14 protein-coding genes are annotated in these 20081 nt (G+C 60.6%); 9 read left to right on the top strand and 5 right to left on the bottom strand.

All coding sequences use genetic code 11. From position 1 onward, the window contains the following. Position 1: 1 nt before the first annotated feature. Both AC1D2Q_RS02480 and AC1D2Q_RS02475 read right to left on the bottom strand, forming a co-directional pair. A complete protein-coding gene (locus AC1D2Q_RS02480) occupies positions 2-1975 on the bottom strand; it encodes a MacB family efflux pump subunit (protein WP_477812135.1) in 1974 nt (657 codons plus the stop codon). Next, positions 1976-3148 (bottom strand): efflux RND transporter periplasmic adaptor subunit, encoded by a 1173-nt coding sequence (locus AC1D2Q_RS02475; protein ID WP_477812134.1) that lies wholly within the window; start codon positions 3146-3148, stop codon positions 1976-1978. A 332-nt stretch (positions 3149-3480) separates the two neighbouring features. On the opposite strand from AC1D2Q_RS02475, the gene AC1D2Q_RS02470 reads away from it, so the two are divergent. The 6 genes from AC1D2Q_RS02470 (at position 3481) to AC1D2Q_RS02445 (ending at position 13165) form a co-directional block, all read left to right on the top strand. After that, positions 3481-3963, top strand: a complete 483-nt coding sequence (locus tag AC1D2Q_RS02470; protein ID WP_477812133.1) for a sigma-70 family RNA polymerase sigma factor — start codon at positions 3481-3483, stop codon at positions 3961-3963. Between the two features lie 131 nt (positions 3964-4094). Further along, positions 4095-5432: a lysine N(6)-hydroxylase/L-ornithine N(5)-oxygenase family protein gene (locus tag AC1D2Q_RS02465; RefSeq protein WP_477812132.1), complete on the top strand. Its 1338-nt coding sequence runs from the start codon at positions 4095-4097 to the stop codon at positions 5430-5432. Positions 5433-5865: 433 nt separating this feature from the next. Further along, on the top strand, positions 5866-8583 hold the full coding sequence (gene mgtA / locus AC1D2Q_RS02460) for a magnesium-translocating P-type ATPase (protein ID WP_477812131.1): 2718 nt from the start codon (positions 5866-5868) through the stop codon (positions 8581-8583). A gap of 210 nt (positions 8584-8793) precedes the next feature. Next, positions 8794-9171 (top strand): response regulator, encoded by a 378-nt coding sequence (locus AC1D2Q_RS02455; protein WP_477812130.1) that lies wholly within the window; start codon positions 8794-8796, stop codon positions 9169-9171. A gap of 142 nt (positions 9172-9313) precedes the next feature. After that, on the top strand, positions 9314-9934 hold the full coding sequence (locus AC1D2Q_RS02450; RefSeq protein ID WP_477812129.1) for a response regulator: 621 nt from the start codon (positions 9314-9316) through the stop codon (positions 9932-9934). A 36-nt stretch (positions 9935-9970) separates the two neighbouring features. Next, positions 9971-13165 (top strand): transporter substrate-binding domain-containing protein, encoded by a 3195-nt coding sequence (locus AC1D2Q_RS02445; RefSeq protein ID WP_477812204.1) that lies wholly within the window; start codon positions 9971-9973, stop codon positions 13163-13165. A gap of 3 nt (positions 13166-13168) precedes the next feature. Here the strand turns inward: AC1D2Q_RS02445 and dkgB are convergent, their stop codons facing one another. Further along, the gene (gene dkgB, locus AC1D2Q_RS02440) at positions 13169-13972 is read right to left on the bottom strand and encodes a 2,5-didehydrogluconate reductase DkgB (RefSeq protein ID WP_477812128.1); all 804 of its coding nucleotides are present in this window, start codon (positions 13970-13972) and stop codon (positions 13169-13171) included. 243 nt (positions 13973-14215) lie between these two features. Here dkgB and AC1D2Q_RS02435 point away from each other — a divergent pair, with 243 nt between their 5' ends. The 3 genes from AC1D2Q_RS02435 to AC1D2Q_RS02425 all read left to right on the top strand — a co-directional run bounded on the left by AC1D2Q_RS02435 (position 14216) and on the right by AC1D2Q_RS02425 (position 17267). Further along, entirely contained in the window at positions 14216-15082 is an 867-nt protein-coding gene (locus tag AC1D2Q_RS02435) for a pirin family protein (protein WP_477812127.1), read from the top strand. 136 nt (positions 15083-15218) lie between these two features. Then, positions 15219-16667, top strand: a complete 1449-nt coding sequence (locus AC1D2Q_RS02430; RefSeq protein ID WP_477812126.1) for a mechanosensitive ion channel domain-containing protein — start codon at positions 15219-15221, stop codon at positions 16665-16667. Positions 16668-16826: 159 nt separating this feature from the next. After that, on the top strand, positions 16827-17267 hold the full coding sequence (locus AC1D2Q_RS02425) for a carboxymuconolactone decarboxylase family protein (RefSeq protein WP_477812125.1): 441 nt from the start codon (positions 16827-16829) through the stop codon (positions 17265-17267). Between the two features lie 21 nt (positions 17268-17288). Here AC1D2Q_RS02425 and AC1D2Q_RS02420 read toward each other — a convergent pair whose 3' ends face one another. Further along, entirely contained in the window at positions 17289-18881 is a 1593-nt protein-coding gene (locus AC1D2Q_RS02420) for a DHA2 family efflux MFS transporter permease subunit (RefSeq protein WP_477812124.1), read from the bottom strand. Next, positions 18878-20005 (bottom strand): HlyD family secretion protein, encoded by a 1128-nt coding sequence (locus AC1D2Q_RS02415; RefSeq protein WP_477812123.1) that lies wholly within the window; start codon positions 20003-20005, stop codon positions 18878-18880. Before AC1D2Q_RS02415 ends, AC1D2Q_RS02420 begins: the two co-directional genes overlap by 4 nt. Positions 20006-20081 lie beyond the last annotated feature (76 nt).

The raw sequence follows: 20081 nt of genomic DNA, 5'->3' as shown, positions 1-20081 counted from the left end.
ATCATTCACTGGTAAGGGCCGTGACCGGGTCGAGCCGGGCAGCTTTGCGGGCCGGCATGAAGCCGAAGACAACGCCGGTGATCAGTGCGCAGGCGAAGGCGCCGATGACCGCCGCCAGGGAAAAGGCCACCGCGACTTTGCTGAGCACCAATACGCCGCCGACGATCAGCGCCAAGGCGATGCCGGCGATCCCGCCGACCACCGAGAGCATCACCGCTTCAGTGAGGAACTGGCGCAAAATGTCGCGCTGACGGGCGCCGGTGGCCATGCGGATACCGATCTCCCGGGTGCGTTCGCGCACGGTCATGAGCATGATGTTCATCACGCCGATGCCGCCCACCAGCAGCGAGATCGCCGCAATCGAACCGAGCATCAGCGACAGCGTATTTTGCGTGCGCGCCTCGGCCTGAATCATCGCGGCATTGTTGGTCAGTTCGAAATCGTGTTTGCCGTCGTGCAGGCGCAGCATCAACTGCTCGATGGCCTTTTCGGTCTCTTTGACCTTGCGCGCATCGGCCGCGGCAATGGCCACGTATTCGGGGTTGTGGGTGCCGAACAACCGGACACTGGCGGCCGAGTAGGGCACGGCAATCCGGTTGTCGCTGTCGGAGTCGCCGGAACTGGCGCCTTTTTCCGCGAGCACACCGACGACCTGAAAGGGCACGTTTTCGATCAAGATGTATTGGCCGATGGGGTTGGCGACGTCCTTGAGCAGTTTGCTGCGCACCTTGTGGCCGATCACCGCGACCGCCGCGGCGTTGCGTTCATCGGCCTCGGTGAAGTAACTGCCCTCGACCACCGGCCAGTTGAAGATCGCCGGAAAATTCGTGTCATTGCCGCCGACGTAGCTCAGATGGTCGAGATTGCCGAAGCGCACCCCGGCTTCGGCGCCGTTGACCGGCATGATCCGCATGACCTGCGGCAAACTGGCCAGCGCCGCGACGTCATCCAGGGTCACGATGCCCGGCGGCGTGCGCGGGTTGGGGGCGGAGCCGCTGAGGTAAATGATGTTCGAGCCGAACGCGCCCATCTGCGCCATGACCTGACGCTTGCTGCCTTCGCCGACGGCCAGCATCACCACCACCGAGGCGACGCCGATGATGATCCCCAGCAGCGTCAGGGCGGTGCGGAAGCGGTTGATCCACATCACCCGCCAGGCCGCGTGTATCGCATCCACCAATTCGCCTTTCCAGGCACCGGTGGCCTCGCTGCCTTCGCTCAGCCGCTTGCGCAAATCCACCGCTTGCAGCGCACCGGGATTGGCCGAGGCCTGTGCGGCGGGATTGTCGCGGGCGCTGTCGCTGATGATCAGGCCGTCACGGATTTCGATCACGCGTTTGGCCCGGGCCGCCACGTCGCGGTCGTGGGTGATGAGGATCACCACATGGCCCTGGCTCGCCAATTCGTCGAGCAGTGTCATGACCTCGGCGCCGCTGTGGCTGTCGAGGGCGCCGGTGGGTTCGTCGGCGAGGATGATGTGGCCGCCATTCATTAATGCGCGGGCGATGGACACCCGTTGCTGCTGGCCACCGGAGAGCTGGTGCGGACGGTTGCCGGTGCGCTCGGCCAAGCCCAGACGGTCGAGCAGGGCGGCGGCGCGGGCGTGGCGTTCGGCCGCTGGGGTGCCGGCGTAGATCGCCGGCATCTCGACGTTTTCCTGGGCCGAGCCGGACGGAATCAGGTGGTAACCCTGAAACACGAAACCGAACGCTTCGCGGCGCAGCCAGGCCAGTTCATCGCTGTCGAGTGCCGCGACGTTTTCGCCGGCGAACAGATACTCGCCGGACGTTGGTCGGTCGAGGCAGCCGAGGATGTTCATCAGCGTCGATTTGCCGGAGCCGGAAGCACCGACGATCGCCACGAATTCCCCGGCATGGATCGACAGGTCGATGCCGCGCAACACATGAACTTCAGGCGCGTCGCCGCCACCGTAGGATTTACGAATGTCCTGCAGGTCGATCAGAGGCGTTTGCATTCAACCTCCGCTGCCGTCGGCGGGGCCGATCAACAGGTGATCGCCATCGGCCAGTCCGTCGAGGATCTGCACCTTCAGGCGATCGCTGATGCCGGTGCGCACGGTCCGTTGTTCGATGCTGCCGTTGTTGGCGACCACCCGAGCCGTTTGACTGTCGGCCTGCGGGCCGCCCTGCAAGGCTGCGACCGGCGCGGTCAGGACGTTTTTTGCCTGACTGGAAACGAAGAACACTTGGGTGGTCATTTCCGCCATCAGCGCGTTGTCGGCGTTGTCGACGTCCAGCAGCACCGTGTACAGCACCACGCGGGCCGTCCCGCTTTTACTGGAACTGGCCGGACTGCCGCCGCCCTGGCTGGTCTGGTCCAGCGGTTTGGGCGGTATCGGCAAAATCTGCCGCACCGTGCTGCTCCAGCGCCGTTTACCGCCGCTGAGCGTGGTGAACCAGGCGCTCATGCCGGGTTTGACGTGGCCGATATCAGCCTCCGAAACCTCGGCCCAGACCGTCATTGGCGACAGTTTGGCAATGCGCAGGATCAGCGGCGTTTGCTGCTGGGCGTTGAGGGTCTGGCCTTCCCGGGCATCGAGGGCCACGACCGTTCCGCTCATCGGTGCGTAAATGCGCGTATAGCCGAGTTCGGCCTGATCACTGCGCAGGCTGGCCTGGGCCTGGCGGATCTGCGCTTCAAACATGTTTATGCGCGCTTGAGTGGTGCGCAGTTCGGCCTGGGCCGTTTGCACGTCTTCGTCCCGTGTCGCGCCGCTGGCGGCGAGGTTCTGCTGGCGTTGATATTTCTGCCGGGCCAGGTCGTGCTGTGCCCGTTGCTCCTGCAGCTGCGCCTTGAGGTTGTCGATGGAAAAACGCCCGGCGTCGAGTTTGGCCTGTTGGGTGGAAGGGTCTATTTCCACCAGCAGCTGGCCTTCCTTGACCACGTCACCGACCTCCACATGGATCTTCTGGATCTGCCCGGAAGCCTGGGCACCGACATCGACATACCGCCGTGGTTGCAGGGTTCCCAATGCCGTGACGCTGCTTTCGATGTCGCCGCGAGCGACCTGGACCGTGGCGAATCGATCACGACCCGCAGGCAAAACCTGCCAGGCTGCGACGGCGATAACGGGGATCAGACAAAGGGCTACAAGCAGGGCGCGTCGGGTGTGACGGGGACGTTTCATGCAGGGTTCCGGCCAATAGGATTCGGCCCGTCGTTCAGCTGGCGCGCGAAACCTGGCGACAGCTGAACGCTGTCGGAGGGCCGACAGACACGGGGAGCTGTCCTGTAAACGAGGGAAGAGGCGGGGAATTTAAGCGTTGAGGCGTTGAGTGACAGACAAAGTCAAAGGTATAGGACAGCACTATTTAGCAGGCAAATGGAAACAGCGCTTTAAATCTATATGAGAATTACTATAAATTACACACTCGAAATCGCCATCATCGTGCCACTGCCTATCTGGTGGTCGCGGATCTGGCTCAAGGATAGAAACCGCACCCTGTGCGGCCGGGAGTCATGTTGGAAAACTACTATCGCGAGCTGGTGTGTTTCCTGAACGCCAAGCTAGGCAACCGTCAGGTGGCCGAAGATGTGGTGCATGACGCGTATCTGCGGGTACTGGAGCGTTCCAGCGACACGCCGATCGAACAACCCCGGGCGTTCCTTTATCGCACCGCGCTCAACCTGGTGATCGACGACCACCGCCGCAATGCCTTGCGACAGGTCGAACCCCTGGAGGTGCTCGACAGCGAAGAGCGCTACTTCATCCCGTCGCCCCACAACAGCCTCGATCACGGTCAGCGCCTGGACATGCTGCAGCGCGCGCTGGCGGAGTTGCCACGGCTGTGTCGCGAGAGCTTCCTGCTGCGCAAGATCGAAGGCCTGTCCCACCCGCAAATCGCCGAGCACCTGGGTATTTCCAAAGCGCTGGTGGAAAAGCACATCGTCAATGCCATGAAGCATTGCCGGGTGCGCATGCGTCAGTGGCACGTCGCTTAAATCAGTCCTCGTTAAATTTTTTTTCATTGTCCTCGTTCCTATTCAACAGACGATCTGCTGCCGCCAAAGGCCGGTCAGGTCACCCAGGCTTTATCCCCGCAGCTGTGGGGTTTATCCAGAGGACACTGGAAATGACACAGGCAATTGCATCGCCCATCGTTCACGACCTGATCGGCGTCGGTTTCGGCCCTTCGAACCTGGCCCTGGCCATCGCCCTGCAAGAGCGCGGGCCGAGCCAGGGCGAGCTGGATGTGCTGTTTCTCGACAAGCAGGCGGACTACCGCTGGCACGGCAACACCCTGGTCACCCAGAGCGAACTGCAGATTTCTTTTCTCAAGGACCTGGTGACGCTGCGCAACCCGACCAGCCCGTATTCCTTCGTCAACTATCTCAAGCACCACGGTCGTCTGGTGGACTTCATCAACCTCGGCACCTTCTATCCGTGCCGCATGGAGTACAACGACTACCTGCGCTGGGTCGCCGGGCAATTTACCGGGCAGAGCCGCTACGGCGAGGAAGTGCTGACCATCGAGCCGGTGCTGCACAACCAGCAGGTCGAGGCGCTGCGGGTGATCTCGCGTGATACTCAGGGTTTGCAGCATGTGCGCACCACCCGTTCGGTGGTGGTCAGCGCCGGCGGTACACCGCGCATTCCCGAAGCGTTCAAGGCACTGAAGGATGACGGTCGGGTGTTCCACCATTCCCAGTACCTGGAGCGCATGGCCAAGCAGCCATGCCTGAACAACCAACCGATGAACATCGCGATCATCGGCGGCGGACAGAGCGCGGCGGAGGCCTTCATCGACCTCAACGACAGCTTCCCGTCGGTGCAGGTGGACATGATCCTGCGCGGCTCGGCCCTGAAACCTGCCGATGACAGCCCCTTCGTCAACGAAGTGTTCTCGCCGGAGTTCACCGACCTGGTGTTCCAGCAGGCCAGCAGTGAACGCGAGCGTCTGGTCAACGAGTACCACAACACCAACTATTCGGTGGTGGACATCGACCTGATCGAACGCATCTACGGGATCTTCTACCGGCAGAAAGTCTCGGGCATCGCGCGCCATGCGTTCTGCACCCTGACCACTATCGAAAAAGCCACCGCCACCGAGCGCGGTATCGAGCTGGCGATGCGCAACAACGCCACGGGCGAAGTCAGGGTTCACCGCTACGACGCCGTGGTGCTGGCCACCGGTTACGAGCGGCAGATGCACCGCAAACTGTTGGCGCCGCTGGAGCAATACCTCGGCGATTTTGAGGTCGATCGCAACTACAGGCTGATCACCGACGAGCGTTGCAAGGCCGGCATCTATATGCAGGGCTTCTGCCAGGCCAGCCACGGCTTGAGCGACACCTTGCTGTCGATCCTGCCGATCCGCGCCGATGAAATCGCTGGCTCGTTGTATGACCATGGCAAATTCCGTGGGCATGGCCGGTCGGTGAAGGATTTGTTGTTGGCGACTGCCAGCTGAGATTTGTTGCGGTTGTGTTGATCGTTCCCACGCAGAGCGTGGGAACGATCATCCAGAAAGCTGAACCCTTCCTGAAGAACCCCGCGATTCCCCCCGCAACACCCCTGCGCAGCGTTTACTCTCTGGATATCGCGGCGTAAGCTTCGCGCGTTTTCATCAATTAGCGGAGACCCACAGTGGGTACTTGTTCGAGTGACAGTTGTCGGCCGGTCTCGGTAACCGGCATTTTCCCGGCAAGATAACGCGCAGCCTTTTTGTGCCGTTGTCTCGCCGTAAAGCGAGCAGCGGCATCCCGATCGTGGCCGGTTTGGCCCGACTCCCGACGTCCTCTCATCGACGCTGAACAGCGTGTGATGTTCGACCCCGTGTCGTCATCGCAGCGCCTCGACACGCCTGCTCGACGGTTTCCCGGCTGACCCTGGGGGGCACTGCCATGAACCTGACCTGGCTGAAAGAATTCTTCGCCGGATTCCTGCGAAACCGTCACATCGCCCGGCACTTCCGTCGACTGGCGTTGCTGGAAAGCTTCACCGACACCACGGTCAGCCGTGAAGTCCCGCCGACGCTCGCGCAAACCCTGGTCGCCGCTGCCAACAGCGGCACCGATCAATTGCTGGAAAACCTCGGCAGCCACACCGACGGCCTGAGTGAAGCCGAAGCCGATACCCGGCGCGAGCAACATGGCCTCAATGAAGTCGAGCACGAGCAACCGCTGCCGTGGTGGACGCACCTGTGGCACTGCTACAAAAACCCGTTCAACCTGCTGCTGACCTTGCTGGCGGTGATCTCCTGGCTGACCGAAGACATGAAAGCCGCCATCGTGATTTTCTCCATGGTGGTGCTCTCGACCTTGCTGCGTTTCTGGCAGGAAACCAAATCCAACCAGGCCGCCGACGCGCTCAAGGCGATGGTCAGCAACACCGCCACGGTGATGCGTCGGGAGGTGGCGAACAACGGTGCGCAACGCCTCGAATTGCCGATCAAGCAACTGGTGCCGGGCGACCTGATCGTGCTCTCGGCCGGTGACATGATTCCTGCCGATTGCCGAGTGCTCAACGCCAAGGACCTGTTCGTCAGCCAGGCCGCGATGACTGGTGAATCGATGCCGGTGGAAAAATTCCCTCGTCAGCAGGACAACCACACCCACAACCCGCTGGACCTCGACAATATCCTGTTCATGGGCACCAACGTGGTGTCCGGCACGGCCATGGCGCTGATTCTCACCACTGGCAACAACACCTATTTCGGCGCGCTGGCGCAGCGGGTCGGTGCCACCGATCGTGCGCCGACTTCGTTCCAGACCGGGGTCAACAAGGTCAGCTGGTTGCTGATCCGCTTCATGTTCGTCATGGCGCCACTGGTGTTGTTCATCAACGGTTTCACCAAGGGTGACTGGACCGAAGCGTTGCTGTTCGCGCTGTCGATCGCCGTGGGCCTGACCCCGGAAATGCTGCCGATGATTGTCACCTCGACCCTGGCCAAGGGCGCGGTGTTCCTGTCGCGCAAAAAAGTCATCGTCAAACGCCTCGATGCGATCCAGAACTTCGGCGCCATGGACGTGCTCTGCACCGACAAGACCGGCACCCTGACCCAGGACAAAATCTTCCTCGCGCGCAATGTCGATGTCTGGGGCAACGATTCCGATGACGTGCTGGAAATGGCTTACCTCAACAGCTACTACCAGACCGGCCTGAAAAACCTGCTGGACGTGGCCGTGCTGGAGCACGTGGAGATCCACCGTGAACTGAAAGTCGGCACGGCGTTTCGCAAGGTCGACGAGATTCCGTTCGACTTCACCCGTCGGCGCATGTCGGTGGTGGTGGCTGAGCGTGATCAGCCGCATCTGCTGATCTGCAAAGGCGCGGTGGAAGAAGTGCTGGCGGTGTGCACCCGGGTGCGCCACGGCGATGCCGACGAGGCGCTGAGCGATGAATTGCTGGCGCGCATTCGCCAGGTCACCGCCACCTTCAATGCCGAAGGCCTGCGGGTAGTGGCGGTGGCGGCGCGGCCGATGATCGAGGGCCGCGACACTTACAGCCTGGCCGATGAACAGGCGCTGACGCTGATCGGCTACGTGGCCTTTCTCGATCCACCGAAAGAAAGCACCGCACCGGCACTCAAAGCCTTGGCCGCGCACGGTGTGGCGGTGAAAGTGCTGACCGGCGACAACGAATTGGTGACCGCGAAAATCTGCCGCGAAGTCGGGCTGGAGCAGCAAGGCCTGCTGCTGGGCAACGACATCGAACGCATGAGCGACGCCGAGCTGGCGGTGGCGGTGGAGACCACCAACGTCTTCGCCAAACTCACGCCGTCGCACAAGGAGCGCATAGTGCGCCTGCTCAAGGGCAACGGCCATGTGGTCGGCTTCATGGGCGACGGCATCAACGATGCGCCGGCCCTGCGCACTGCCGACATCGGTATTTCGGTGGACAGCGCGGTGGACATCGCCAAGGAAGCGGCGGACATCATTCTTCTGGAAAAGAGCCTGATGGTGCTGGAGGAGGGCGTGTTGGAAGGGCGGCGGACTTTCGCCAATATGCTCAAGTACATCAAAATGACCGCCAGCTCGAACTTCGGCAACGTGTTCTCGGTGCTGGTGGCCAGTGCGTTCATCCCGTTTCTGCCCATGCTGCCGATGCACCTGCTGGTGCAAAACCTGCTCTACGACATCTCGCAGATCGCCATCCCGTTCGATAACGTCGATGAAGACATGCTGAAACAGCCCCAACGCTGGCAGCCAGCGGACGTCGGGCGCTTCATGCTGTTTTTCGGCCCGATCAGCTCGATCTTCGACATCAGCACCTTTGCCTTGATGTGGTACGTGTTCGATGCCAATACCCCGGACCACCAGACCCTGTTCCAGTCCGGCTGGTTCGTGGTCGGGCTGCTGACCCAGACGCTGATCGTGCACATGATCCGTACGCCGAAGGTCCCGTTCCTGCAAAGCCGCACCGCCATGCCGCTGCTGGTGATGACGGGCATTATCATGGCCGTGGGGATTTTCCTGCCGATGGGGCCGCTGGCGCATTACTTCAAACTGCAGGCGCTGCCGTCACTGTATTTCGTGTTCCTGCCGGTGATTCTGCTGGCGTACATGGCACTGACCCAGGCGGTGAAAGGTTTCTATATTCGGCGGTTTGGCTGGCAGTAATGCTGCCAAATTGTAGGAGCTGCCGAAGGCTGCGATCTCTTGATCTTGCTTTGAAAAAATCAAAAGATCGCAGGCTGCGCCAGCTCCTACAAAGGCTGATCTTTAAGTCGGACAGAGCCCTCTATTTTTAGGAAAAGTCCTACAGAACGCTTCACGAGTCTTCCGTAGCCTTGCCGCCTCTCTCATCAGCCATTGACCTGGAGGCCCGCGATGACCAACAAAGCCTTACGCATCCTGATCGCCGACGAACAGCATTTTCACCGGCTGAAAACCGAGCGGTTGTTCAATCAGCTCGGTTATTACCGAGTGGCCCCGGTACAAAGCCTTGCCGAGATGCTGAACCTGGTCGAGTACGGTTGCGAGCCGTTCGACCTGGTGGTCATCAATGCCTCACTGGCGGGTGGGGCATTGGATTTGTCCGGGTTCTTCCGCGATAACCGCCAGGTTCACCACGCCTTGATCTACGACGACCACGCGGCGCTGCCGGGTTTAGCCGCCATTCGACGGCTGATGGAGCTCATCGATCCGCCTGCGTGTGAAGCTGCATCGCCACTGGATCAGGAGCGGAGTCGACAACGGATGGGTTGAGTTCAGGGTTACCGTTCGTCGGTACTATCATTTCTGATAGGTACATTTCTCCTGCTTTCCGTGCAACAGTCATTGCGCAGCCGCTGCGTCTATCCCGGCGGTTACCGGCGGGCAATCGTTGAGTTTTTGCAAAGGAATTGCCATGAAGAAAGTGCTGATTGTGGACGATCATCCGGTGGTACGTGCCGCAGTCACACTTGTACTGGAGCGGGAAGGCTTCAAAATCATTTTTGAGGCGTCCAGTGTTGGCGAGGCCTTGTCGATACTTCGTGAGCATGCAGTCGATCTGGTGATATTGGATCTGGTGATGCCCGGTGGCGACGGGCTGGAGCTGCTGGACCGGATCAAGGCCAATGGTTGGTTATGTCTGGTACTGGTTTTCACCTCCCTGGATCCGCTGTTTTTTCAAGAACGTTGCATGCGCGCCGGGGCCATGGCGTACGTCGCCAAGACCAATGTCCTRAGTCAATTGCAAAAGGCCGTGCACGCCGTCATGTCCGGTTACACCTATTTCGCGCGTCTGCCTGCGGGATCGCAGGACCCCCGGCAACGCAGCGAAAAAGAGATGATCGACAAACTCTCCAACCGCGAACTGACGATCCTGCGCTATTTGGCCCAGGGCATGAGTAACAAGGCCATCGCCGAGCTTATGCACCTGAGTCACAAGACCGTCAGCACCTACAAGACCCGTTTGATCGAGAAACTGGGGGTGAATGCAGCAGTGCACCTGCGAGATTTCGCCAAGCGCAATTGTCTGATCTGAGTGAACCCGACCGTGTGCATCTTCCTGTGGGCGTTGATGCTGTGCCTTGCAACGCAGGTTTCCCCTGCGATGGCCGACGAGCCGCACCCGCTGCGTCTGCTGGGGCGTTCTACAGCGCAGAGCTTTCAGGTCAAGCTGGATGAAACGGACTGGCAATGGCTACGCGATAAACGGACCCTGCGCCTCGGAGTGACGGGCCCCGACTACCCGCCATTCGAGGTGACACGTCACAGCGATGAGTTGGAGGGCATCACGGCCGATTACGCCGAACTGTTGGGGCAACTGCTGCACGTCAGGATCGAGGTGCTGCGTTATGCCACCCGTGAAGCCGCCATGGATGCCCTCAAGCGCCATGAACTGGATCTGCTCGGGACATCGAACAACTTCGAGGCGGCCGATCCGTCGCTGACCAGATCCCGGGCCTATGCCGAAGATCAGCCGATGCTGGCCACTCGGCTGGACGAGCGGATGCCTGTCGATCTTGCCGGCAAATGTATTGCCATGGTTGAAGACTATTTGCAGGCGCAGGCTGTTGAAGATTTTTATCCCGACGCACGTTTGCAGCGTTACCCCTCGACCCTCGACGCGCTCGGGGCGGTGGCGTTCGGTCAGTGCGATGTGTACCTGGGTGACTTCATCAGCGCCAATTACCTGATCAACAACAACTACCTCAATAACGTTCAGCTGGCGGGGCCTTCCGGTCTGGATGCCAATCCGTTCGGCTTCGCTTTGGCGGCGGACAACCCGCGTCTCAAAGGCATCGTCGACAAGGCGCTGGCAGCGATTCCCATGGAGCAGCGCTTGGCCGTTGAGGTGCGCTGGAGTGCCGGCAGGGCCAGCACGGCGGGTCAACAGCAGGTGCGTTTGAGCGTCAGCGAGCAACGCTGGCTGGATCGGCATCCGACGGTCACTGTCGGTGCGATCGACAACTTTGCCCCGCTGACATTCTATGATGCCCAAGGTCGGCTGAGCGGGTTGACGGCACAGTTGCTGACGCTGATCAGCCAGCGCTGCGGTTTGACCTTTGAGGTGCAACGCGGCCACTCGCTGGACCGGCAAATCGAGCAACTTCGGGACGGCGAGATCGACCTGCTGCCGGTAGTCACGCCCAGTACCGAGCGTGAAGACGCGTTGCTCTTTACCCGCGCTTACCTTAGTAACCCTTTCGTGCTGGTCAGTAAAACGAAAGTGGGCAGCCCCAGGACGCTGGACGATCTGGCCGGTAAGCGCCTGGCCATTTATCGCGGTCATCCGTTGTTCGGTTTCATCCAGGCCCGGGCGCCGCAGGTGCGCCTGGTCGAGGTGCAAAGTCCGGCGGAGGGTATGGAATGGGTGATCGGGGGGCGGGCTGACGCGACGCTCAGTTCATTGATCGTCGCCCGTTACCTGATCGCCCGGCAGTATCACGAGCAGCTGCGTGTCAGCAGCACCGTGGGCGATCAGCCCGCCCGCATCGCCCTGGCCACTGCCCGTGGCGCGCTGGAGTTGCACTCGATTCTGAACAAGGCGTTGCTGAGCATCTCGCCCCAGGAGATGGACGATCTGGTGGCCCGCTGGAGCAATGACGTGGTGGTGGATGACAGCTATTGGCTGCGTCATCGTCAAGGCATTGTTCAAGCGTTTGCCGTGGCTGGCGCCTTGCTGTTGCTCGCCCTGGTCTGGATTGCCTGGCAGCGCCGGCAGATCCGCCAGCGCCAGCAATGGTTGCAGCAATTGCAGGACGCCAAGGACGTGGCGGACGACGCCAATCGCGCCAAAACCACCTTTCTGGCGACCATGAGTCATGAGATCCGCACGCCGATGAACGCGCTGATCGGCATGCTCGAACTGGCCCTGATGCGCGCGGATGAAGGCGTCATCGACCGTTCTGCCATCGAGGTGGCGTCCAGTGCCGGCCAACAATTGCTGGCGCTGATCGGCGACATTCTGGATATCGCGCGGATCGAGTCTGGGCATTTATCCCTGAGCCCTGAACGGGCCAATCTGCGGGCGCTGGTGGCATCGGTGTGTCGGGTTTTCGAGGGACTTGCACGGCAGAAATCGCTCGTGTGGCGAATCGATCTGGACGAACACAGCGACTGCTATGTGTTGATCGATCCCATCCGTTTCAAGCAGGTGCTGTCCAATCTGCTGAGCAATGCCATCAAGTTCACCCATGAGGGTGAAGTGAGCCTAACGCTGCGAGTGGCGGCCGTCATGTCAGGACATCTGGCGGTCAGCGTGCAGATTGAAGACACCGGCATAGGCATCAGCACCGTCGACCGACAACGGTTGTTCAGCCCGTTCATCCAGGCCGATAACGGCCGACAGTCAGCCCGAAGCGGCTCTGGCCTTGGTTTGGTGATCAGCCGCACGCTGTGCGAAATGATGGGCGGGCGGTTGCAACTCGACAGCGTCCTTGGACAAGGCACGCGAGTGGACATTGACCTTGAGCTGACCGCCTTGTCACCGTTACCTTCCAGTGGCGGGGTGGATAGCGGGTTGCAGGCGCCGACACGGCCACTGACTATTCTGGTGGTCGATGATCACCCGGCCAATCGATTGTTGCTTTCGCGACAACTGAGTCACCTGGGGCATCATGTTCTGGAGGCCGAAGAGGGCGCGCAGGGACTTGAGTTGTGGCGTGAGCATGGGTTCGATCTGGTCGTCACCGACTGCAATATGCCGATGCTCAGCGGTTATGAACTGGCCGGTGCAATACGCGATGAAGAGCGCGCCCAGGGATTGCCGCCGACGCTGATTCTGGGGTTTACCGCCAATGCGCGGCCCGAGGAGAAGGCCCGATGCCTGGAGTCGGGCATGGACGACTGCCTGTTCAAACCCATCCTGCTGGCGGAGTTGAACACTTGGCTGGCGTCCAGGTTTGTGAACCCGGTGCCAGAACCTGTCGCAGAACCCTCAACGCCGGAGATGGACCTTAGTGGCCTGGAGCAATACGTCGGCACGGACCGCACGTTGATTGATCGCCTGGTACACGAACTGATGGTGACCAACCGGGTGGATCGGGATGATCTGCTCCAGGCGCACGCCAGTGGCAATCACCGTGTGCTGCGTGACCTGGCGCATCGCATCAAGGGCGGTGCGCGCATGGTTCGGGCACAGCGCTTGGTTGAGCATTGCGAACAACTGGAGCGCGTCATCGATGTGAGGGATTCGGCGCTGCTCGACGAAGCCGTCGATCAATTGCAGCGCGCGATGTCATCGCTGGATAATCACTTGAAACAAGGCTGAAACTCAATCCCACTGCGGCGCAATGCCCTTGGGGCTGGTCAGCCGCTGGCCGTGATCCAGGCCCGCGATCAGCGCCATGTCGGCGTCGCTCAGGGTCAGGGTGCAGGCGTGCAGATTGCTTTGCAGGTTGGTGCGTTTGGTGGAAGAGGGGATCACCGCGTACCCCAGTTGCATGGCCCAGGCCAGGGTGACCTGGGCCGGTGTCGCCTGCAGGCGATCGGCGATCTGCTGGATGACCGGATCTTTCAGCACTTCGCCATAGGCCAGGGTCATATAAGAGGTGATCTGGATGCCCTGGCTTTGCGCAAATTCGACGACCTTGCGGTTTTGCAGGTACGGGTGCAGCTCGATCTGGTTGGTGGCGATGTTCTTGGCGCCGACCGCAGCGATGGCTTGCTTCATCAGGTCGATCGTGAAGTTGGACACGCCGATCCGGCGGGTCAGGCCCAGTCGTTTGGCCTCGAGCAGCGCCCCCATGAACTCTTCGACCGGCACCTGATCTTCCGGCGATGGCCAGTGGATCAGCGTCAGGTCCAGATAGTCGGTTTGCAGCTTATCCAGGCTCTCTTTGAGGCTGTCGATCAACCGGTCTTTGGCAAAATTGGCGACCCAGATTTTGCTGGTGATGAACAGCTCTTCGCGGGCAATGCCGCTGGCAGCGATAGCCCGGCCAACCTCGGCTTCGTTTTCGTAGATTTGCGCGGTGTCGATGACCCGGTAACCCAGCTCAAGACCGGTGCTTACCGAATCGATGACCACTTGGCCTTGCAAGCGAAACGTACCAAGACCGAATGCGGGAATAGACATCAATGACTCCAGGGGTTGCAGTGGGAATGGGCGGGAGTATCCCCGGCTGCACCCTTGAGAAAAACCGCTGGTTTGGCAAAGCACTGTTTACCGCAAGTCATGAATGGGCTGTTGGAAGATCAAAAAATCTTCCTCCATTGTTCTCCAGATAGAACGATGAGACTGATTTTTGCAGTCTAGTGCACCAAAGGTCATGGTTTTAAGCTTTATCCATCGCGTCACACAACAGATTCAGAGGCAAAGATGAAAAACATCATCGGTATCTACACCAGTCCACGACCTCATTGGGTCGGCGACGGTTTTCCGGTTCGCACGCTGTTTTCCTACGACAACCTGGGCAAACACATCAGCCCGTTCCTGCTGCTGGATCACGCAGGTCCCGCCGAATTCACTCCGACCACCGAGCGTCGTGGCGTGGGTCAGCATCCGCACCGCGGGTTCGAGACCGTGACGATCGTCTACAAGGGCGAACTGGAGCACCGTGACTCCACCGGCAGCGGCGGCAAGATCGGCCCCGGCGATGTGCAATGGATGACCGCGGCCTCGGGGATCATTCATGAGGAGTTTCACTCCGAAGGTTTCGCCAAAACCGGCGGCACCCTGGAAATGGTGCAGCTGTGGGTCAACTTGCCGGCCAGGGACAAGATGGCCGAGCCCGGTTACCAGACGATTCTCGACGGCGACATTGCGCGTATCCCGCTGAAAAACAATGCTGGCAGCCTGCGCTTGATTGCCGGTGAGTTCGACGGCCACAAAGGCCCGGCGCGGACCTTCACGCCGATCGACGTGTGGGATGTGCGCTTGAACGCCGGCAAGTTGCTGACCCTGGATCTGCATGAAGGACGCAACACCGCACTGGTGGTGCTGCGCGGTGCGGTTCAGGTCAATGGTCAGGAACTGGTACGTGACGGGCAGTTGGCATTGTTCGAACGCAACGGTGATCAGCTCAGCCTCGAGGCCGACAACGATGCAGTCGTGCTGCTGCTCAGCGGCGAGCCGATCGACGAGCCCATCGTCGGCCACGGCCCGTTTGTAATGAACACCGAGCAGGAAATCCATCAGGCCTTCAGCGACTTCCAGTCGGGCCGGTTCGGCCGGATGAGCGGTTGAATTCAACGCAGTAGTGGGTTGCTCCGCAACCTGGAGTCTCCCACATTGGTTTTGTGGCGTTTTACAGATCGCAGGCTTCGCCAGCTCCTACAATCTGTGAGATCTTCACGCCATTGGCCTTTGTTGGAGTTGCTTGATGCTGTCACTGCTCACCAATCACCCGTTGCTTAGCGCGCTGATCCTGATCCTGATCGATCTGGTGTTGTGGCGTTTGATCACGGCCAGTAGCAGCAACTGGAAACTGGCCGCGCGGGTGGTGATTTTCGCGTTGTTCAGCGTGCTGCTGTTCAACGAAGGCTTGAACCCCATGGCGCCGGCGCCCTGGGCCGACAATGTGGCGTTGCACCTGGCGGCAACCGGTTTGCAGATTGGTTGGTGGCTGTACGCGGCGCGCACCCTGACGGTGTTGCTCGGCGCGGTGATGATGCAACGGGTCGGGCACACCGGGCGCTTGTTGCAGGACCTGCTCGGCGCGGTGATTTTCCTGATCGCGGTCATCGCCGCCCTGGCATACGTGCTTGAGTTGCCGGTCAAGGGCGTGTTGGCGACATCCGGCGCGTTGGCGATCGTCGTCGGCCTGGCCTTGCAAAGTACCCTCAGCGACGTGTTTTCCGGGATCGTCCTGAACACCACCAAACCCTATCAACTGGGTGACTGGATCTCCATCGATGGCACCGAAGGTCGAGTCACCGACATCGATTGGCGCGCCACACGCCTGCAAACCTCCCAAGGCAGCATGGCGGTGATCCCCAACTCCCTGGCGGCCAAGGCCAAGATCGTCAATTTCAGCCGGCCCAGCGATATTTTCGGCGTCTCGATCAGTTTGCAAGTGAGCCCCCACGCGCGTCCGCAAACGGTGATCGATGCCCTGGAACGGGCCATGCAGGGGTGCCGCTTTCTGTTGGACAAACCGGCACCGTGCGTGGCGTTGAAAAGCTCCGGCAGCACCGGCGTGGAATATGAAATCAGCGGCTTCGTGGTCTCCATGGATCAGAAACGCATGGTGCGCAATCTGCTGTTCGACCTGGCGTTCCGGCACTTGCAGGCATCCGGCGTCATCCTGTTGTCGAACGTCGAGCCCAACGCTCCTGCGGCCTTGTCACGGCAACGGGCGTTGTTGGACAGCTCGAACATCTTCTCGACCCTGCGTCAGGAAGAGAAAGAAACCTTCAGCCAGAACATGAAGCTGCAAACCTTCCGCGCCGGAGAAATGATTCTGCCGGCGGGGGAGGTCAGCGATCATCTGTTCATCATTGAATCCGGCGTCGTGTCGGTGGAGCTGAGCCGCGGCGGGGTCAAGATCGAAAGCGGGCGCATGGGGCCGGGAGAGGTGATCGGCGAGGGCGGGATTTTGTCCGATATGGCGATGCCRGCGGACTTTAAAGCCAAGACGACCTGCAGCTTGTACCGGATCGAAAGGGAATACCTTCAACCGTGCCTGGATGCGCGGCATGACATCGGTGAAGCGATGAAGACGTTGCTGGATTTCCGCTTGAACAAGGCTCAGACGCTGATTCAGGAAACACCCAAGGTGGTGGAGAAAAAAGGGTTTTTGCAGTGGTTGCGCAATCGTAGTCACCAATAGGTTGGTTGCCTGTTCCGGCGCCTTCGCGAGCAGGCGTCGGCACCATCACTGAAAATCTTCTGGTCTATTGGCATCCTCAACTTCCCAATAATTGGCTATTTGTTCAACCTCGGGGCCGCATTAACGTAGCGCCAACACCCATTGTGATTGGAGCTCGCCATGCAAACCCGTATCGATTTCTACACCGCCTCCCCAGACGCCTTCAAAGCCATGATGGCCCTGGAAACCGCTGTCTCGAAACTGCCCCTGGAAAAGTCGCTGATCGAACTGGTCAAGCTGCGCGCTTCGCAGATCAATGGCTGCGCCTTCTGCATCGACATGCACACTGCCGATGCCATGAAGGACGGGGAAACGCCACGCCGGCTGTTCGCCGTGACCGCCTGGCGCGAGGCACCGTTTTTCACCAATCGCGAGCGCGCCGCACTGGCCTGGACAGAGTCCATGACCCAAGTGAGCCTGACCCACGCGCCGGACGAAGACTATGCGCTGCTCAGCGCCGAGTTCAGCCCCAAGGAAATGGTCGACCTGACTGTGGCGATTTCCACCATCAACAGCTGGAACCGCCTGGCCGTGGGTTTCCGCAAGATGCCTCAGGACTGATTTTTTGTAGTAGCGCCAGACTCAATGCGCATCGGCACTCGGCGCGGCCGGTGGTTGTACCTTGCGCATCAGGGGCACCATCGCCGTGGCGAGAATGAAGCAGACCATGATCATCAGGAACGCGTCGCCGTAGGTTTGCGTCTGCGCTTCGCGGTAGGTCAGCAGCCACAGTTGATGCAGGCTGGCGGTGACGCCGATGTCACCGCTCTGGCCGAGGGCGGCGAAGTTATGGCCGACCTGGGACAGCCACTGATTGAGTGCTTCGTTGGTGCTGTTGAGGTTCTCCGCCAACCGGGTGAAGTGCAGGTTGGTGCGGTCATTGAGAATCGTCGCGCAGGCGGCGATGCCCATCGCGCCGCCAAGGTTACGCATCAGGTTAAATAACCCCGAAGCATGTTTGAGCCGCGCCGGTGCCAACCCGCCAAGGGTCAGGGTCACCGCCGGCGGCACCGCCAGTTGTTGCGCGATTCCGCGCAAGGCTTGCGGCAGCATCAATTCTCTGGCGCCCCAGTCATGGGTGATCGGGCTGAAATCCCACATCGATAAGGCGAACAGCCCAAGGCCGGTCATCATGATCCAGCGCAGGTCGATGCGATTGGCCAGAAAGGCGTACAACGGAATCGCCATAATCTGGAACACCCCGGTGGAAAACACCGCCAGGCCAATGTCCAGCGCGCTGTAGCCACGCACCCGACCGAGAAACAGCGGCGTCAGGTAAATCGTCGCGAACAGGCCGATACCCGTAACGAACGAAAAGAAACAACCGAGGGCGAAGTTGCGGTCCTTCAAGGCGCGCAGATCGACGATCGGGTTGGCCACATGCAAGGTTCGACCGATGAAAGCCAAACCCGCCAGGCCGCTGACCCACGCGGTGGTCAGAATCGTGCTGTCGCTGAACCAGTTCCAGCGTGGACCTTCTTCGAGGGTGTATTCCAGGCAGCCAAGAAACACCGCCATGAACAGCATGCTCAGGTAGTCGGCGCCCTTGAGCAGCGACAGTTCCGGCTGGTCGATTTTCACCAGCATCGGCACAGCCACCGCCACGAATATCCCCGGCACCAGGTTGATGTAGAACAGCCAGTGCCAGGACGAAATGTCAGTGATCCAGCCACCGATTACCGGCCCCAATGTTGGTGCCAGCGAGGCTACGGCGCCGATGGTCGCGGCGGCGATCACCCGTTGCTTGCCGCTGAAGAAAAAGAACGCGGTGGTGAACACCAGCGGAATCATCGAACCACCGAGAAACCCTTGCAGGGCGCGGAAGGCGATCATGCTCTGGATGTTCCAGGCCACGCCGCAGAGCAGGCTGGCCAGGGTGAAGCCAATCGCCGAGGCGCAGAACAGCCAACGGGTCGAGAACACCCGGGACAACCAGCCCGACAGCGGAATCACGATGATTTCGGCGATCAGGTAACTGGTCTGCACCCAGGCGGTTTCGTCGGTGCCGGCCGAGAGCCCGCCGCCGATGTCACGCAGCGACGCCGAGACGATCTGGATATCCAGCAGCGCAATGAACATGCCGATGCACATCGTGGCGAAGGCAAACACCTTGGTCGCCGTCGCCATGTTGGCGGCGTTGAACGGTTGCGCGGGGGCGGCGAGGGCGCGGCTCATGGTGCGCTGGCCACGGCCGGGGTTTGAGCTTCAGGCTCGGCGCGGGTGTCCACTTCGGCCGTCACCGACAGGCCTGGACGCAGATGACCGAGTACGCCATCCGCCGGGTCGAGTAGGATCCGCACCGGCACCCGCTGGACGATTTTGGTGAAGTTGCCGGTGGCATTTTCCGGCGGCAGCACGCTGAACTGCGAACCGCTGGCCGGCGCGAGGCTGTTCAGATGCCCGTGGAATTCACGTCCCTTGAGTACGTCGGCATGCACGATCACGCGCTGGCCCGGCGTCATCCGCGCTAGCTGATCCTCCTTGAAATTGGCATCGACCCATAGCCCGCTGGCCGGCACCAACGACAACAGTTGCGAACCGGCCTGGGCATAAGCGCCGACCCGCGCCCGACGATTGCCGATCACGCCGTCGACGGGGGCTTTCAACTCGGTGTAGCCGACGTTCAACTGCGCCAGATCACGCTCGGCCCGCGCCTGTATCAACGCAGCGCGGGCTTGCTGCTTCTGGGTTTCGATCACGTTCAATTGGCGTTGCGCGGCCAGCAATTCGGCTTGGGCCCGGGCGCTCTGCGCTTGGGCCGTCTTGAAGGTGGCGTCGACCCGTTGTGCACTTTCCACCGAGACGGCATTGCTGCCCACCAGACGTTTGTAGCGGGCGTTATCGTCCCGCGAGCGCGCGGTTTCGGCGCCCGCGGCATCGATGCCGGCGCGGGCCTGGCCGATCACCGCGTGTTGCAGTTGTTCAGTGGCGTCGAGGTTGGCTAGTAATGCTTCTTCAGCGGCCACCGCGCCTTCGGCCTTGGCCAGGTTGGCGCGATAGTCACGGGCGTCGATCCGGATCAGCACATCGCCGGCCTTGACCTTCTGGTTGTCGGTCACCAGTACCTCTTCGATATACCCCGCGACTTTCGGGCCGATCACCGTGACATCACCGCCGATGTAGGCATCGTCTGTTTCTTCAATGAAGCGTCCGGCGGTCCACCAATGGGTTGCGTACAGCCCGATGAACACCAGGGCCGCGATAGCCGCCGTCAGCAGCACCAGCCGTTTGAGCAGGGGAGGCTTGGGTGGGGTCACTGCGACAGCAAGGTCGGGTTCAAGGCTGGGCATGTTGGTCATGGATATATACCTGTGGGAAACGGTTCCTTATTACGAATGTAATATGATGCAAGTAATATTTTGTCGCAATGGGTTT

This window comes from Pseudomonas sp. P1_A1 (genome assembly GCF_056406935.1).
Note: the sequence above shows the minus strand (reverse complement) of the source record. Positions and strands in the feature narration are given on the sequence as shown.